The sequence below is a fragment of the Streptomyces sp. NPDC045899 genome, assembly GCF_056431485.1.
Genome location: NZ_JBWKKP010000011.1, coordinates 1 through 14,717 on the forward strand (window position 1 = coordinate 1; position 14,717 = coordinate 14,717).

The 14,717-nt window shown below is 69.8% G+C and carries 18 protein-coding genes and 1 rRNA gene; 2 read left to right on the plus strand and 17 right to left on the minus strand.

Features of this window, described 5'->3' with window-relative positions; all coding sequences use genetic code 11:
• Positions 1-90, plus strand: a 5S ribosomal RNA gene (rrf, locus tag AC07FT_RS17765); the annotation flags it as partial.
• Positions 91-468: 378 nt separating this feature from the next.
• On the opposite strand, the gene AC07FT_RS17770 is transcribed toward rrf, so the two are convergent.
• On the minus strand, positions 469-1,779 hold the full coding sequence (locus AC07FT_RS17770; protein WP_479176999.1) for a hypothetical protein: 1,311 nt from the start codon (positions 1,777-1,779) through the stop codon (positions 469-471).
• Between the two features lie 149 nt (positions 1,780-1,928).
• On the opposite strand from AC07FT_RS17770, the gene mtnA reads away from it, so the two are divergent.
• Complete coding sequence (gene mtnA / locus AC07FT_RS17775; RefSeq protein WP_479177000.1) at positions 1,929-3,086, plus strand: S-methyl-5-thioribose-1-phosphate isomerase; 1,158 nt, start codon at positions 1,929-1,931, stop codon at positions 3,084-3,086.
• Positions 3,087-3,154: 68 nt separating this feature from the next.
• On the opposite strand, the gene AC07FT_RS17780 is transcribed toward mtnA, so the two are convergent.
• From AC07FT_RS17780 to AC07FT_RS17855, 16 genes are all read right to left on the minus strand, one after another.
• Positions 3,155-4,360: a tyrosine-type recombinase/integrase gene (locus AC07FT_RS17780; protein WP_479177001.1), complete on the minus strand. Its 1,206-nt coding sequence runs from the start codon at positions 4,358-4,360 to the stop codon at positions 3,155-3,157.
• A complete protein-coding gene (locus AC07FT_RS17785; protein ID WP_479177200.1) occupies positions 4,360-4,524 on the minus strand; it encodes a helix-turn-helix domain-containing protein in 165 nt (54 codons plus the stop codon). Before AC07FT_RS17785 ends, AC07FT_RS17780 begins: the two co-directional genes overlap by 1 nt.
• A gap of 380 nt (positions 4,525-4,904) precedes the next feature.
• Positions 4,905-6,446 (minus strand): YfjI family protein, encoded by a 1,542-nt coding sequence (locus AC07FT_RS17790; RefSeq protein WP_479177002.1) that lies wholly within the window; start codon positions 6,444-6,446, stop codon positions 4,905-4,907.
• The gene (locus AC07FT_RS17795; protein WP_479177003.1) at positions 6,443-6,784 is read right to left on the minus strand and encodes a hypothetical protein; all 342 of its coding nucleotides are present in this window, start codon (positions 6,782-6,784) and stop codon (positions 6,443-6,445) included. Before AC07FT_RS17795 ends, AC07FT_RS17790 begins: the two co-directional genes overlap by 4 nt.
• Complete coding sequence (locus tag AC07FT_RS17800) at positions 6,781-7,689, minus strand: bifunctional DNA primase/polymerase (protein WP_479177004.1); 909 nt, start codon at positions 7,687-7,689, stop codon at positions 6,781-6,783. The genes AC07FT_RS17795 and AC07FT_RS17800 overlap by 4 nt, the downstream gene beginning before the upstream one ends.
• An 89-nt stretch (positions 7,690-7,778) precedes the next feature.
• Positions 7,779-8,129 (minus strand): hypothetical protein, encoded by a 351-nt coding sequence (locus AC07FT_RS17805; protein WP_479177005.1) that lies wholly within the window; start codon positions 8,127-8,129, stop codon positions 7,779-7,781.
• A 12-nt stretch (positions 8,130-8,141) separates the two neighbouring features.
• Positions 8,142-8,453, minus strand: a complete 312-nt coding sequence (locus tag AC07FT_RS17810) for a hypothetical protein (protein WP_479177006.1) — start codon at positions 8,451-8,453, stop codon at positions 8,142-8,144.
• A gap of 44 nt (positions 8,454-8,497) precedes the next feature.
• The gene (locus AC07FT_RS17815) at positions 8,498-8,689 is read right to left on the minus strand and encodes a hypothetical protein (RefSeq protein WP_479177007.1); all 192 of its coding nucleotides are present in this window, start codon (positions 8,687-8,689) and stop codon (positions 8,498-8,500) included.
• Positions 8,690-8,774: 85 nt separating this feature from the next.
• On the minus strand, positions 8,775-8,921 hold the full coding sequence (locus tag AC07FT_RS17820; protein WP_479177008.1) for a hypothetical protein: 147 nt from the start codon (positions 8,919-8,921) through the stop codon (positions 8,775-8,777).
• Positions 8,922-8,956: 35 nt separating this feature from the next.
• Positions 8,957-10,318 carry a DNA/RNA helicase domain-containing protein gene (locus AC07FT_RS17825; RefSeq protein WP_479177009.1) on the minus strand — a complete coding sequence of 454 codons (1,362 nt, stop codon included), beginning with the start codon at positions 10,316-10,318 and terminating at the stop codon, positions 8,957-8,959.
• Positions 10,318-11,109: a hypothetical protein gene (locus tag AC07FT_RS17830; protein ID WP_479177010.1), complete on the minus strand. Its 792-nt coding sequence runs from the start codon at positions 11,107-11,109 to the stop codon at positions 10,318-10,320. The genes AC07FT_RS17825 and AC07FT_RS17830 overlap by 1 nt, the downstream gene beginning before the upstream one ends.
• Positions 11,110-11,177: 68 nt before the next feature.
• Positions 11,178-11,597, minus strand: a complete 420-nt coding sequence (locus AC07FT_RS17835) for a hypothetical protein (protein ID WP_479177011.1) — start codon at positions 11,595-11,597, stop codon at positions 11,178-11,180.
• Positions 11,598-11,599: 2 nt separating this feature from the next.
• On the minus strand, positions 11,600-13,483 hold the full coding sequence (locus AC07FT_RS17840) for a hypothetical protein (protein WP_479177012.1): 1,884 nt from the start codon (positions 13,481-13,483) through the stop codon (positions 11,600-11,602).
• Positions 13,484-13,604: 121 nt separating this feature from the next.
• Positions 13,605-13,799 (minus strand): hypothetical protein, encoded by a 195-nt coding sequence (locus tag AC07FT_RS17845; protein ID WP_479177013.1) that lies wholly within the window; start codon positions 13,797-13,799, stop codon positions 13,605-13,607.
• Complete coding sequence (locus tag AC07FT_RS17850; RefSeq protein WP_479177014.1) at positions 13,799-14,248, minus strand: hypothetical protein; 450 nt, start codon at positions 14,246-14,248, stop codon at positions 13,799-13,801. Before AC07FT_RS17850 ends, AC07FT_RS17845 begins: the two co-directional genes overlap by 1 nt.
• Positions 14,249-14,380: 132 nt before the next feature.
• Positions 14,381-14,674, minus strand: a complete 294-nt coding sequence (locus tag AC07FT_RS17855) for a hypothetical protein (protein ID WP_479177015.1) — start codon at positions 14,672-14,674, stop codon at positions 14,381-14,383.
• Between the last annotated feature and the right edge of the window lie 43 nt (positions 14,675-14,717).

Consider the following 14,717-nt stretch of genomic DNA (forward strand, 5'->3'; position numbering starts at 1 on the left):
CCCGGTTACATTCCGAACCCGGAAGCTAAGCCTTTCAGCGCCGATGGTACTGCAGGGGGGACCCTGTGGGAGAGTAGGACGCCGCCGAACAATTTTTAGCCTCGGTCCCGGACATTCAGTGTCCGGGACCGAGGCATTTTTGCGTTCAGAACCGGTGCCGCACATTCAGGTTCCACTGGATCGGGTGTTCCACTGGATCGGGTGAAAAGGCTTGTGAGCTCTGGCGTGGCGAGCCTCGGGCCGCCCAGAGTGGATTCAAGGGGGCCCGTTGACCGGACGTCAGCGGGTCCGGCAGGCCCGGTCACCAGGGGCCGTAGGGGAGCGGGTCCAGTCGGCCGGAGGGGTGCCGGGCCGGACGGGAGAGGGGGCAGGCTCACGATGACAACGCATCACACCGCGTATGACGCGATGACATCGCTTCAGCCGTTGCCCCCTCCTCCGTCCTGTTCAGGGCCTTGGACCGGGCTTTCAGGGCGTCAGGCCGGCGTTCTGGCCGGAGTCCTGACCCTTCGTCTCGTAGCCGGGGACGCCGGCGGCGCGGGCGAGCTCGACATCGAGGGACTCGCGCCGGATGCGCTGGTCCATGTAGAGAAGGGCGGTCACACCGGCGCTGATCGGGAAGGTGATGGTCGAGCTGATCACCCCGCCGATGCCGATGACGATCAGGAAGGTCCAGCCGACCGAGACGGCCTCGCCGGACAGCCAGTCCATCGCGTTGTCGCCACCGATCGCCATGCCCGCCATGCTGGTCGGGATCTCGACGATGGCACCGACGATGAAGACCAGCACGATCGCCAGGAGCTGGATGCCGAAGATGCGCCACCACGCACCGCGCACCAGCTTTGCGGAGCGGCGCAGGGCCGCGATGATCCCCTGCTTCTCCAGCATCAGCGCGGGGGCCGCGAGGCTGAAGCGGACCCAGAGCCAGGTGGCGGCACCCGCTCCCGCGAGCCCGCCGAGGGCCGCGCCCTCGTTCTCCGCTCCCGCGAGGGTGAGCAGCACCCCGGGTGCCATGCCGGCAGCCATCACGCCCGCGGCGATGACGGGGATCAGGAAGAGCAGACCGCACAGCTGAAGGAGGTAGGGGCGAGCACCGCCCCATGCCTCGCCGGTGGAAACCGAGCGGCCCATCACGGCGCGTGCGGTGACCACGGTCAGCAGGGAGGTGGTCACGATCGTGCCGAGCACACCGATCAGCAGGGTGACCGCACTGCCCCCCATGGCGCTGCCGACCGCGCGCATCGCCTCATTCAGCGTCGCGTCCGGGTCCTCCAGGACATCGGTGCTGGTGGAGGCGGAGCGGAACCAGAGTCCGTTGGCGGTGGTGATCAAGCCCTGGGTGACGATCGAGACCGCGAGCGAGATGCCGAGCACCGTGCGCCAGTGGGCGCGCACAGTGGCGATCGCACCGTCGATGATCTCGCTGACGCCCAGGGGACGCAGCGGGATCACACCTGGGCGCGGAGCGGGCGGCGGTGTCCGCCAGCCGCTGTTCGCCCAGCGTCCGCCCTGGGGCGGGACGCCCCAGCCCCCACCGCCCTGGGGCCCTCCGGCCGGAGGCGGTGGCGGTGGCGGTGGGGTGGGGCTGCCACCGGCGGAGGCGTTCCAGCGTCCGGCGGGCGGCTGTCGCTGGGACCATCCGGCGCCCCAGACGGCCTGCTCGGGCGTCGGCTGCTCAGGCACGGGCCGGTCGGAGGGTTCGCCCTGCTGCCGAGTGCCGTGGTCCGGCTCGTCGGAAGGGGACGATCCGGGCGGGATCCGGCCCGGAGAGTCGTTCATCGTCGCTCCGTAGGTTGTTCGTCGGCCGGTCGCGGATGCGGCGACGGGCGGTTGTCAGCCATCGTGCCACGGTGCGTCACGGTGCGGACGGGCCGCTGTGAGTGGCTGAGCACTTCATTAGTCGGTGCCGCACAGGGCAGACTGGACGGATGGCTGATCAGCATCCGGTGTCCCCGGAAGGCTCTGCTTCCCCTGTCGCGTTCGCACTGCGCTGGGAGGAACCCCCGGAAGGGCCCGTTCTGGTGCTCCTGGACCAGACGAGGCTTCCCGCCGAGGAGGTGGATCTGGTCTGCGCCGATGTTCCGGCCCTGGTGGAGGCAATCCGGTCACTGGCCGTGCGCGGAGCTCCACTGCTCGGGATCGCTGGTGCGTATGGCATCGCGCTGGCGGCCGCGCGGGGCTTCGATGTGGCCGAGGCGGCCGAGTCCCTGGCCCATGCCCGTCCCACGGCCGTCAACCTCGGCTACGGCGTGCGCCGGGCGGCGGCCGCCTATCGCGAGGCGGTCCGGGGCGGTGCGGATGATGGGCGGGCAGCTGCGGCCGCCCTGGCGGAGGCCCGTTCCCTGCACCGCGAGGACGCCGAGGCCAGTGAGCGGATGGCGAAGCACGGCCAGGCGCTGCTGCATGAGCTGCTGCCCGCGGGCGGACTGCGGATCCTCACGCACTGCAACTCCGGTTCGCTGGTCTCCGGGGGTGAGGGGACCGCCCTGGGGGTGGTCAAGGCAGTGCACCGGTCCGGTCAGCTCCGGCGGCTCTGGGTGGACGAGACCCGTCCGCTGTTGCAGGGGGCGCGGTTGACGGCGTACGAGGCGGCTCGGGCGGGCATGGCGTACACGCTGCTCAGCGATAGCGCGGCGGGCTCGCTGTTCTCGGCGGGCGAGGTGGACGCGGTGGTGATCGGCGCGGACCGGATCGCCGCGGACGGCTCGGTGGCCAACAAGGTGGGCAGCTATCCACTGGCCGTCCTGGCCCGCTACCACCATGTGCCCTTTGTGGTGGTGGCCCCGACCACCACCGTTGACCTGGAGACTCCTGACGGCGCCGCGATCGAGGTCGAGCAGCGCCCCGGCTATGAGGTGACGGACATCACAATTCCCCATGTTCCGGGCGCGGGGTCCGGAGCGGGCACCGGAGTGCCGGTCGCACCGCTCGGTACACAGGCCCACAATCCGGCATTCGACGTCACGCCACCGGAGTTGGTGACGGCGATCGTCACCGAGGACGGCATCGTCTCACCGGTGACCGGGGACGGAATCGCAGAGCTGTGCGCCAGGTCACGATCGGGTAATGGGATGTTGTCAGGCTGACGCGTGATTTCGGCCCCTCCACCTGCGCTGATACGCGGGCAGAGGGGCCGTGACATCTCCGGCTGACATCAGTCGGGCTGTTCGTCGTCCTCGATCGTCACCGTCTGCAACCGATCCAGTCGATCCGGCTGCCGCAGCAACAGGTCAAGCTGTCCGATCGCCTCGATAACGTCCGGGTCCAGCGCTTCGGCGTAGATGTCCAAGGTGGTGGAGATGCGGCTGTGCCGCAGGACCGCCTTGACGATCCTCGGGTGTACCCGGAGGTGCACCAGCAGAGTGCCGCAGGACTTCCGAAGCCCCTTGGGATTCATCTTGCCGAGTCCAGCGCTCGCCGTGACCCGCTGGACGGTCTGATACAGACAGTCGGCCTGGAGCGGCTGCCCGGTGCGAGTGACGAACACGTGCCCCTCGGGGTCGTCTGTCCAGGGCCGACTGCTCGCCAGGGCCCGTTCCCGCAGCCAAGCCGTCCGCATGCGTTGCCACCGGAGTGGGGCGATGCACTGAGCGGGCAGAGGCAGCGGGGCTCTGGACGTTTCGGTCTTTGTCTCCACATCGATCGTGCCCGCGCTGGTGCGCTGTCGCTGCTGCTCGACCCACAGCACGCGTTTCTCCAGGTCGATGTTCTCCCAGCGAAGACCGCAGATCTCGGCGCGACGGAGGCCGAGCAGGGGGATCAGCAGCAGCGCCGGGTAGTAGACCGTCCGCCGACGTGCCTCGGCGAGGAAGCGGAGGCACTTCACCGCATCCCAGCTCTTGCCGCTGTCGGTGGACGCCCGTATCTGGACCAACTTGGCGACGTTCCGAGTCAGGCCGATGTCTTCGACCATGGCGGCCGTGAGCGACGCCTTGAGGACGCGGTGAGCGTGCCGAGCAGTCTTGGAGCCCTTGTCCTCGGCGAGTTTCGTCATGACGGCTCGCAGCTCCTTGACCCCGAGCTTGAGCATCACCTTGCGGCCGAGCCGCGGGCTCAGGTGCAGCCGAACTGCGCTCTCGTACGTCCGGTGGCTTCCGTCCGAGAGGCCGGGCTTCACGATGCACGCCAGCCAGTACTCGAACCACTCACCCATGGTCATGTCCTTGGTGGGTGTCGGAACGCCGTTCCGTGCCCGCTCGATGAGCTTGCGGCGCTTCTCGTCGCACTCGTCGTAGTCATTGCCGTACGCGAACTTGCGCTTGGTGGTGCCGTCAGGCTGCGGCACGTAGACCGCAGCCTGATACCGGCCATCACTGCGCTTGGTGATGGTGCCCGCACCGTTGGGGCGGCGGCGTGCCATCAGGCGGACTCCTTGAGCTTGTTCTTGAGGTACGCGCGGGCCGACTCGACCGGAATACGGCGGGCGCGTCCCTCGGTGTAGCTGGGCAAGGCGCCTGAGCGAATGAGTTCGTAGATCTTGTCTCGGCCAAGTCGTAGGAAAGCCGTGGCCTCACGCACGGTCATTACGGCGGGCTGGTCGAGAGGGATGGACGTGCTTTCGGCGTTCACCGGGTCCTCCTGCTGATGGTGTCGGGATGGGCGAACCGGGCGGCGGGCTGTCCTTGGCCGGGGCCGCTGCCCTGAAATCGGTGACAGAACTGACAGAACCTGGACCACGGTGCGCTGACCTGCGGTTTTGTGCTCTTCTTTGGTCGTGACAGAACTCGCGGAAACTCTGACAGAACCTCCTGGCAGGGGGTTCTGTCACAGCGGGCCCAGCCGAGCGGTTGGGGTTCTGTCAGAGTTTCCGGAGGTTTTGTCACAGCCGCCGATCTGTCCGTATCCGCAGGTCAGCAGCGGCTGGACCGGGTTCTGTCAGTTCTGTCGGTCCGGTGGGGGTTGTGTCAGGTGCCTCGAGTGAGGCGGGGGTGGGTGTCGTAGCGAGGGGAGGGCGGCCGGCCGCCACGTCCGGAGCGTGGGGGCTGGGGCTGTTGACGGAGCCAGCCGTGTTCCTCCAGGAGCGCCAGGGCGGGGTCGAGGTCGGCGATAGCGGGGAAGTCGCCTCGGGGCAGGCCGCGGAAGAGGTCGCGTTTGGTGAAGCCGGTGAGACGGCCGTCGGTGAGGTGGGAGAGGACCTGGTGGGCTGCTTCCTGGGCGGGGTCGGCGCCCATAGCGTCGAAGACGTGCTGTGCGTGGGCGGTGAAATAGTCCCCAAGGCGGGTCGCGGCGGCCAGCGTGGCGGCCTCGATGGGCCGGGTCCATCCGTGGTCGGGGTGGGTGGCCAGGTGGAGCAGTCCGGCGATGCGGGCGACGGCTCCGTCGCGCTTGCTGGCCCACTTCACGATGTCGGCCAGGGAGCCGCCTTTGCCGATCCTGGATTCGGTGACCTTCTGGTAGGCGAGCATCACCTGGTCTGCCTCGGGGGTGAGGGTCAGGAAGGCAGGGTCGGTCCATCCGGCCATGGCCAGGGCCAGGCCGCCGAGCCGCTGGGCATAGGCGTCAGCGACGTGGTCGGGGATGAGGTCGGGGGTGAGGTTGCGGCGGCCGACGAGGGATTCGGGCTGGGCGTACAGGAAGCGGGCGAGCAGTCCGCGGCCGTCGGCGCCTTTGATCTGGCCGATGGATTCCAGTACTTCGGGCTGGACGGCCAGGCCCATGGTGACGGCGGGGTGTTCGATGTGCTGGGCGTCGCGGCCCTGGCGGTTGACCCGCACCATGTCCCCGGCGTGGCCTTTGAGGAAGACCTCCATGTTGGGGGTGCCGCTGTAGCGTCCGGCGATGATGTCGAAGATGCCGCCCTCCGGCGAGAGGACCGAGATGCGGCCCTCCTGCTCGGTCAGGAGGGTGGCCAGGTTCTCCGGGGTGACGTCGTCGGCGACGAGCTGGGGCTTGCAGGGGACCTTGATGTCCTCGGCGGCCTGGGCGAGTTCGACGGCCTCGGCGGTGAGCCGGTCACGCATGCCCGGCTCGGCGTTCGCGGCTTTGGCGGCGGCCTTGTCGGCGGCGGCCTTGGCCAGGCGTGCGGTGGTCTCGGCCTCGGCGCGCGCCGGGCCGGAGAGCTCCACGAGCGTCTTCTCCGCGGCCATCAGGGGTTCGGTCATCAGGGAGAAGACGGCGGACTTGCGGTTGCCGGGGTCCAGGGCGACGGCGGTGTAGAGGTTGACCGGCTCGCGCCAGCGTCCCCGTACGCAGACTGTGGCCCGGCCGCCGGCCGCCGTGGCGATGGTGGACAGGGCCAGGCACCCGGCCAGGTCGGCCGGGGTCTGGGTCTCCTCCGCGACGGCGGTGACCATGTCGGCCAGCCAGTCGGGCAGGGCGTCCACGGGGAACGTCGGAAGGGTTCGGTGCGGCGTGAGGGGGACTGGTTCGTCCCAGACGGGTCCGGTGACGGCCTCGGCCGCCAGTGGGTCGAAGCCCGCCCACAGATCGGTGTCGGGTGTGGTCATGCGGCGTTCTTCTCTTCCATGGTGCTGCGGAGCGGGCAGGCGGTCTTGTGGGCTTCGTGGTAGGCGATCAGCGCGAGCACCTGGCGGCGGCCGACCGCGCTGCGGTCGCGTCCGCACGCGCATTTGGAGGTGGCTGTGGGCGTGGCCTGCCAGTCCGGCGGTGCGGTGATGTGGAGCCATGCGATGGGGTGCCGGCCGTCGTCCTGCTGTCCGTCAGAACCAGAGGCAGAAGGGACGCCCTGACGGGCGGCGCCCTCCAGGGCGCCTACAGCCGTCTCGGACTTGACTTGTACGGCGTCCTGGGGCTGCTTTCCGGGGGTGTGGGGGCGGGTGGTCACTCGGCCGCTCCTACGCCGTTGAGGCCGTTGGTGACGGCGCGTTCCGCGTACGCCTCAGGGACGCCGACCGAAACAGCAGCGGCGATGATCTGGCCCCCGATGACGTCCAGTCCGCACGGCCCGGGGCACTTCGCGTGCTGGGCTCCCAGGAACTGCGCCACACCGAACGCCTGAGATCCGGCCCCCGACTCCGTGCGAGAGCGCACCATGGCCAGGCCCCGTTCCAGACCGGTGTGGACGTACTGCTCGGTGTGCCTGCACCCGGTGGCCACGGTCCGGTCCCAGGTGGCGCGGGCGGGAGACGAAGAGACCACGGCTCCGCGCGCAGAGGTGGTCTCTTCCCTCTCCACCAGGGCGCGGACGGCCGACGGCAGGGTCGTCATGGTGCCGGTGCCTGGCCCGAGCCAGCGGGCATAGGCCATGCGCGACTTGATGTCCACGCCGGGCCGAACCTGGTTGGCCGAGGGCATCGCTCCTCGATAGATCCAGTGCTCACCGCGGGTGGTCGGCACGGTCCTGGTGGCCGGGAGGGTCTGGCGTGCCCAATCGACCGCGCGCGCGTTGTCGAGGTCCACGACGGTCAGCTCGGCGCCGGCGGGGTGGTAGGCGACGGCCACGGCCAGCCGCCAGGCCAGGCCCCATGCGTGGGAGGTGACCATGGCGGGGTCGGTTGTGGCGGCGGCCCAGCCGTGGCAGACGGTGGGGCACTGGCACGGGCCAGAGGTCTTCATGTTGGGACGCCCCCCGCAGGCGGGCGGGCGGCCTGCGCAGGTGCGGCAGTTCCCGAACGGCACCTTGCCCCGGCGGAGCGGCAGCACCGGCACACCGGCCTTGGCCAGTTCGAGCGCGGTTCGCAGGGGGCCCTGGGTGGGGTGGACTCGCAGGATGGGAGGGGGTTGGGCCATGCTTGGGGTTCTCCTGTTCCGTTGTGGATGGGCAGGGGAAGCCGGGGCGGCGGGCTGTCCTTGGTCGGAGGCCGCCGCCCCGGGCGCATCTAGAACGGGGGTTCGTCGCTGTAGCCGCCGTTGGTGGCCCACGGGTCGCTGTAGCCGGGTCGGTTGCGGCGGCGGTAGCGGGTGGTGTCGGCCCACTTCGGCAGCCACAGGGTGGCCAGGGGCAGGAACGGCGCGCAGTGGCAGTCGTCGAAGTCCGGCTCTTCGGGGTCAGTCGCGCTGCTGGTCATCACGGTGCCGTTGCCCTCGCAGGTGGGGCAGTTGGGGTCAGGCAGATGGTGCACGCCGAGCATGGGCCGGGGGCCGATGGGGCGTTTGCCGATCGGGTGGGAGAACCACGCGGCGTGGTAGCGGATCTCCAACCGGCGGCGCGCCAGGAAGCGGCGGATCATGGGCTTGACCTCCTATGACTTGTTTTTGGACTGGAAGAGCTTCAGAGACAGGCCGAGTCCGATCGGGCCAGTGGTGGAGCCGATGAAGGCGGCGGTGCGGGCGGCGTAGTCGAAGACCGCGACGGCGGCGGCGACCAGGCCGAGGACGCCGGCGGCTCCGGCGAGCCCGATGGCCAGCGGCACCACCCACTTCCGAGCGGAGTGGGCCGGGGCAGGGGGTTGGATGATGACGATGGGGCGCCCGTCCAACTGCTGGTAGAGGTCGGCGGGGATGTGCGGGGCGAGGTTCCCGGGGATGTTGGTGTTCGGGTCGTGCTGCTGCATAGCTGCCTCCGGGGCCGTTGGCGGTGCGGGAGGGGTAAGGCGTGTCAGCCGATGCGGCTCAGCGAGTCCGCGAGGGACTGAAGGGCGTCGTTGATCGTGGGGGCCGCGCCGGTGGAGGCGAGGCAGAAGCCGAAGAGCGCGGCGACGATCGCGCCGCCGGTACCGAGGACGCGGTTGCGGAGCATGAGGCCCAGGACGGAGCCGAGGACGAGCACGGTGGACAGGGAGACGATCACGGCAGCTCCTTTGTGAACGTGACAGAGCAGGCGAAGGCCCCAGAGGCTTTGCCTCTGGGGCCTTCGTTGCTGGGGTGGCGTGGGGTCAGTCGTCAGGGGTGATGTTGGTGGCGCCGCAGTTCCAGCAGTCCCATTCGCTGGGTAGTCGGTACTGCTCGGTCCAGAAGCCCGCTGGCTTGCCGTAGACGACGCAGTCTGCGCCGCAGTCCCAGCATTCGAACTCGAAGTCCATGCTGTCTCCTCCCTTGGAGACAGCATGGCGGGCGTCTACGACAGCGTCACCAGGCCGTCGTGCGGCGGCCCGAGTACGCCGTCTCGGCGAAGGTCGGAGATGCGTGTCCGGAGAGATCCGCGTTTGATCTGCTTGTGGCCGTCGGTGTTGACGGCCGCCAGGAGGTCGGCCTCGGTCATCGGGCCGCCGGACAGAGCGGCGGTGATCCGGTCGGCCAGCGTCATCGGCCCCGGCGGCACGGCCTCCGCCGCAGCCGGTACGGACGGCCGGTCCGGCGGTGCTGGAGCGCCCCCATCGGGCTCTGGCGTGTCGTCTAGGTCGAGGGGCTTGCCCGGGGGCGACCCGTCGCCGTACAGCGCGAGGATGACGGGGTCGCGGCCGCGACACGGGGCGATGGAGCCCATGAGGAAGAAGCGCGCCATGCTCGTCGGCCGCGACGAGGTCAGGTGGTAGCACATGCCCTGTGAGTTGGGCTCGTCCTCGTCCTCGTCGGCGGCTTCGTTCCACCGGCGGATGCGGCGGACCTGGCCGACGATTTTGGGGATCGGCTGGAGCGATTCGCCCCGGGGGAGCAGGCCGTCGGAGACGAGCTGGGCCATCATCGCGGACGACCAGCGCAGCAGGATCACCTCGCCTTCCTTGAGCATGCCGCGCAGCGTGTCGCTTCCGCCCATCTCCTCCAGGTGGCCGGCCTGCGCGGCCAGGACGATGCCGACTCCGACGCTGCGGCCGGTGCGGCCCAGCTCCTTGATGAGGCCGGCGGCCTCATCGCGGTACGGCGCCCCCTTCTCCAGCAGGCGGTTGGCCTCGTCGATGACGCCGTACATCAGCGGGTCGGGGTCGCTGAGGATGAAGCCTGACCGGCCCATCTCGCCGTACGCCTTCATGCGCCGCTCGGCTTCGCGGACGAGGCGGCGCAGAAGCCGGATGGCGCTCTTCTGGGTGGTGACCCTGGTGGCGACGTTCCCGGCTGCCTCGGGGACGCTCTGCCCTTCCTTGAGGTCCGCCAGGTGTACGACGATGCCGGAGCGCTTGCAAGCGGCCAGGACCGATTGCAGCGCCCGGGACTTCCCGGCCCCGGTGGTGCCGAAGATCGCCATTCGCTGGGCGTTGCCGGTCTTGGGGTCGTACAGACGGATCCGCAGGGGTGATCCGTCGTAGTAGGCGCCGACTGTGATCCGGCCGCGTGAGTCCATCACCAGGTCGGCGAGGGTCGCCGGGCGCATGTTCATCAGGGGGTTGGTAGGAAAGACCCTGACGACCGCTTCCCCTCGGGCCTGCTCGAAGATGACCCTAGAAGGGTCATCGATCTTGAGCAGGTCGCACAGTGCGTTGTGATCGATGTTCTTCACTCCCCCAGGGGGAGTCTTGAGCACGTATTCCTTGATGGCCGCCATCAGCGCAGTTCTTTCAGCTCGTACGTGTTCGCTTCCACCAGCTCCACGCCCGGCAGCGCGGAGCGGGCGATCTCGGTCCAGGTGTCGCCGGAGGCCTCGTGCTTCTTGCCGATCGTGAGCATGCGTAGGCCCGCGCCTCGGCCGGGGATCGGGTCAATCGAGATCAGCTCTTCAGGGATGTCCATCAGCGCGGACAGCCGCGTGATGCTGATCTCCGGTACGGGCTCGCCGTGTGTCGTCGCGGCGATGACCGCTGCACTGCGGTCCGCGTCGATCCGCTGGGTGGCGATCACCTGCGTGTCCGGTGCGATGCCACCTTCCCGGGCCACGTTCTCCGCCCACCAGCGGGCTGCCGGATCGGCGGGTGCCTGGACGGCGGCGGGCACCGTCTCGTGCAGCTGCTCGGCGGCGGGCCAGGGCTTGGCGATCCGCTTGGCCAGAGCTGCGGGGCGGATCCACCAGACACCGGTTGTCCAAGCGGCGATAGTGCCCGCCTCCACCAGGCGAGCAACACCACCGGAGGCGACCCGCTCAGCGACGAGGATCCCCGCCATGCCCGTGTGCGGCGAGGCGTAGACCATCATCGCGGCGAGTTTGACCTTCTCGTGTGCGGCCAACAGGCGGGGGGAGAAGCCCACTCCGAGCAGTGCCGCGCCGACGGCGGCCGTCAGGCCCGGCTGCGTCATCGCGTCCGTGAAGAGTCCCGCGGTGAGAGTGGCGGCCCCGGCCGCGGTGGCCACGCGGCCGACGCGGTCCCGTGCAGTGTCGAAGTAGGTGCGCGGCGGCATCATGACCTCCTGGCTATAGAGGGCGCGCGAAGGGACGGCCCGTTCGGCGGGCCGTCCCTGGTCGCCTGCGGTTATCGGTTGCTGTAGTAGGTCCGATCGGCCACGTCGGAGTCGCCGGTCTGCATGGCGGCGGCGACCGAGCCGTAATCGGCCTCGTGGCCGTCGGCAGCCTGGCGGAAGTCGCCGGACATCTCGGCGGCCTCGTTCGCCAGTTCCTCGGCCTCGGCCAATGCGGAGCGCATGACGGCTGCCGCGTCGCGGTGCGCGGCGATGACGTCGGCGTCCACGTGGAGCGAGGCGGCGGTGTCAGCCAGCCGGTCAACCGACTTGGCGCAGCCCTCGACGTAGTTGTAGGCGCCCCGCACGGCCCGGGACAGGGACAACATGGAGACGGACGCGGATGCGAGCCTCACGGTGACGATGGTGAAGGTCACCCCATCGCCGATCCCGTCCGCGATACGGCCGCCGCCTACCGGTTCGATCTCGCTCATGGCTACTCCTGGTGGTATTCGCGCTCGGCCGGAGCGACGTGTCCGGCGTCCTTGACCGCGTCGGCGCGGTGCTTGTCGGCGGCGGCTGCACGCTGGCCTGCGGCAGCGATGGCCTCGGAGGCCCGGGGGAGCGCTGCCGCCAGGCCCTCCGCCTTGCCCTGGACGAGTGCGGCCCGCTCGATCAGCCGGGCCGTCCAGCCGACGAGGATGCCGGGGACCTTCTTGCCGATCAGCTCAGCGCGCAGGGACTCCAGGGTGGAGGTCAGCTGCTCGCATCGGTCGGCGACGACCTTGGCGTGCTCGGCGCCTGCCAGGATCTCCTCGGCCATGTCCTCGTCGGAGTCGATGACGTCATAGACCGTCAGTTCGGCGTCCGTGAACTGCGTGGCCCGCACGGCCGGTGCTCCGCTCATGGGGCGTGCTCCCTTCTGTGGTGCTGCCGGACCGGTCGGCCCGAAGGTGGTACTTGCCGCAGATGCGGCCGAGGAGGTTCCGGCGGGCAGGCCAGGGCGGCCGCGGCCGATGGCCGCGGGCTGCGGTTTGGGCGTTTCGCGGTCTGTCCGCGTGATGACGGTGGAGTAGCCGACCTTCCAGCCGGGCGGAGGACGCAGCCACTCGCCATCAGCGCGGGGCGCATCATGCGGACGCGGGCCGCCACGTGCGCCGTTCTTACGGCTGTGGCCACCCGGGGCGCCGGGCTTGCCGGTTCGTGGAGCCTGACGCGCCTTGCGGTGCTTCTTTGTGCCCTGCTTTGTGCTGTTCGTCTTGGTTCGGCCTCTCCATGGCCTGCTGCCTGGCTTACCGCCGGGCGTGTGCGACGAGGACGGGCCCAGCTTCCTGGGGCCGTTCGACAGGTCGATCTTGGGCGGATCGCCCTTGCCCTTGTCGCCGCCCTTGGGCTTATTGGTGAGATCGGCCTTCGACGTGCCGTCATCCTTCCCGGCCTTGGCCGGCGAGCGCGGCACTCCCTTCTCTTGCGCCTTCGGGTCCTCCGGCTTGCCGCTCTTGCCCTTCAGGGCCTTGTCCTTAGCGGCCTTCCGGGCCCGCTTGGCGTCGGCGTCATTCGCGGTTTGCTTCCGGGCGCTGGCCCGATCGGCCTTACGGCGGTCGACGTCAGCTTTCCGGGCTGCCTTGGCGTCGTCGTTCTTCCGGCCCTGCCGCGCCAGTGCCATCTTCCCGAGGGTGCCCGGGACCTTCCTGACGCCCGCCGAGGAGGACGCCCCGGGTGGTTTCTTGTCGCCTGAGCGAGCGGCGGCGTCCTTCCGCGTTTCCCTCCGCGCGTCGGCGGCCCGCTTGACGTCGGGCGTCCTGCTCTTGGCCGCATCGGCCTTGGCGGGCGCTTTGGGGTGGGGCTTGGCAGGAAAGGTCGGCGCCGTACGGAACGACGAGGCACCCGGCTTCGCACTGCCCTTGGTGGCGCTGCGGCCGTACTCCGGGCCGCTTTGGATACGGGCCCTGCGGCGGGCCGCGTCGGCTTCCACCTTGGCCTTGTCCACGTCTGCGCGACCTTTGTCGGCTTCCTGCCGCGCCTTCTCCGCCACGGCCTGGTGGTGCTCGCGCCGGGCCTTGAGGTACGCGGCCACGCTCCAGGCCCCACGCAGGGCCGCCACGGCGATACCGGCCATGGCCACCATGGCCATGGAGGCGTTTCCCCGTGCAGGGGACCCGGCATCAGCCGCGTGCGCCACCATCCCCGGGACTGGGTCGTCCTCGTCCTGGTCGCCGCCCAGGTCGGGAGACGGAAGGCTGACGCGCCCCGGCGGCACAGCGGGAGGAGTGTCCGGCAGGGTAGGTAGCCCACCGTCCGGTGCCGGCGGGTCGTCCCCCGGCAGAGTCAGGTTGATGACGGGGAGTGTGATCACATTCCCCGGGTCGTCGTCGGCCATCGGCCGCCCCTCTCGACTACTTGACGTAGCGGCCCGCCTCGCGTACGCGCGCGTTACGCGCACGCATTATGCGCGCGAGGCCAGCCCGCCTCGTTGAACCGTTGTTGTTGAACGCGGAGCGTCACTGCTTGCTGTCCAGGTAGCGCGACAGCTCCGACGCCAGCGAGCGCCAGAGCGGGTCATCGTCGGCGAGCCTCGCGCGGGCCATGTCGAACAGGACGATGGCCCGCGACCGGGCGTCGGCGGCCTGGTTGACCCTCGGCGCCCACAGCTCAGCGCGGAGCCGCTTCGCGCGCGCCGGATCCTTGCCGGGCATCACGCGCCCTTCGTCAGGTGGTCGAAGAGACCACCCCCACTGGCCTGCTGGGCCTCGTCGTCCCGCTGCGGCTCAAGCTGCGGTGCGCCGCGGGACGCCTTCAGCTCCTTGACCCGCTGTTTGTCAGCCGCCTTCCTGGCCCGCTTCTCCGGCAGCTCCTCATACGACCGCTCGTAGCGGGCGCCGAACGCCACCAGGTGGGTGATAGCCGCCTCCAGTTCGTCAACGGCCTGGAACATCGGACGGCCGGTCGTCCAGGCGCGGGCCTTGGCCTGGAAGGGCAGGTCTCCCTCCAGTGCCCCGCGCTCCTTGAGGTCTGCGGCCACCTCGCGGGCCAGCCGTCGCAGGTCATCGATGATCGGTCCGAGCTGCGCCCGGCGCTGTGCGAGGTGGACCGCCCGGTCTTCCGGCGTCTTGAGCAGGTCAGGAGTCCATTTCTCCGGTGTCATTGGCTCCTCCGTGGGATGGTGTGTGTGCCCCGGGGCGCGCCAGTCGCTCCGGGTTCGACTGCTTCCGGCAGTCGCAGCAAAGGCCAGCCCACATGCCCTGGGCTGGCCTTCACTGGTGGTGCCGGACGACGGTTAGGTGTGGCTGGGGTGAGCGGCGGCGATCTCCTGCCACCGACGGTTCTCGACCGCGTCAGCGCGGGTCAGCCGGACGGTGAAGGTGCACCCGGGGACAACGCAGCGGTGGGTGACCGTGTAACGAGCCTGCGCGACCTGGTGCAAGGGCTCGCGGAAAGCGATGTACAGCGCCAGAGCACAGGCCACGACGAGGGCCAGCGGCACGTCGTAGGTGGTGAGCTGGTACCCCAGATAGCCAGCCATCGCTGCGGCGATGGCCTCGGCGAGCAGAGGGAAAAGATGTTGCTTCACGGTGCCTCCCATAGGCATGAACAGAGTTTCGGGAATCGGGTGG

Coding starts and splice junctions, on each gene's coding strand:
- AC07FT_RS17810 (WP_479177006.1), bottom strand. CDS start 8,453: ATGCAGCAGCACGACCCGAACACCAACATCCCCGGGAACCTCGCCCCG.
- AC07FT_RS17825 (WP_479177009.1), bottom strand. CDS start 10,318: ATGGCGGCCATCAAGGAATACGTGCTCAAGACTCCCCCTGGGGGAGTG.
- AC07FT_RS17785 (WP_479177200.1), bottom strand. CDS start 4,524: ATGACCGTGCGTGAGGCCACGGCTTTCCTACGACTTGGCCGAGACAAG.
- AC07FT_RS17830 (WP_479177010.1), bottom strand. CDS start 11,109: ATGATGCCGCCGCGCACCTACTTCGACACTGCACGGGACCGCGTCGGC.
- AC07FT_RS17820 (WP_479177008.1), bottom strand. CDS start 8,921: ATGGACTTCGAGTTCGAATGCTGGGACTGCGGCGCAGACTGCGTCGTC.
- AC07FT_RS17850 (WP_479177014.1), bottom strand. CDS start 14,248: ATGACACCGGAGAAATGGACTCCTGACCTGCTCAAGACGCCGGAAGAC.
- AC07FT_RS17770 (WP_479176999.1), bottom strand. CDS start 1,779: ATGAACGACTCTCCGGGCCGGATCCCGCCCGGATCGTCCCCTTCCGAC.
- AC07FT_RS17845 (WP_479177013.1), bottom strand. CDS start 13,799: ATGCCCGGCAAGGATCCGGCGCGCGCGAAGCGGCTCCGCGCTGAGCTG.
- AC07FT_RS17805 (WP_479177005.1), bottom strand. CDS start 8,129: ATGATCCGCCGCTTCCTGGCGCGCCGCCGGTTGGAGATCCGCTACCAC.
- AC07FT_RS17835 (WP_479177011.1), bottom strand. CDS start 11,597: ATGAGCGAGATCGAACCGGTAGGCGGCGGCCGTATCGCGGACGGGATC.
- AC07FT_RS17840 (WP_479177012.1), bottom strand. CDS start 13,483: ATGGCCGACGACGACCCGGGGAATGTGATCACACTCCCCGTCATCAAC.
- mtnA (WP_479177000.1), top strand. CDS start 1,929: ATGGCTGATCAGCATCCGGTGTCCCCGGAAGGCTCTGCTTCCCCTGTC.
- AC07FT_RS17790 (WP_479177002.1), bottom strand. CDS start 6,446: ATGACCACACCCGACACCGATCTGTGGGCGGGCTTCGACCCACTGGCG.
- AC07FT_RS17800 (WP_479177004.1), bottom strand. CDS start 7,689: ATGGCCCAACCCCCTCCCATCCTGCGAGTCCACCCCACCCAGGGCCCC.
- AC07FT_RS17780 (WP_479177001.1), bottom strand. CDS start 4,360: ATGGCACGCCGCCGCCCCAACGGTGCGGGCACCATCACCAAGCGCAGT.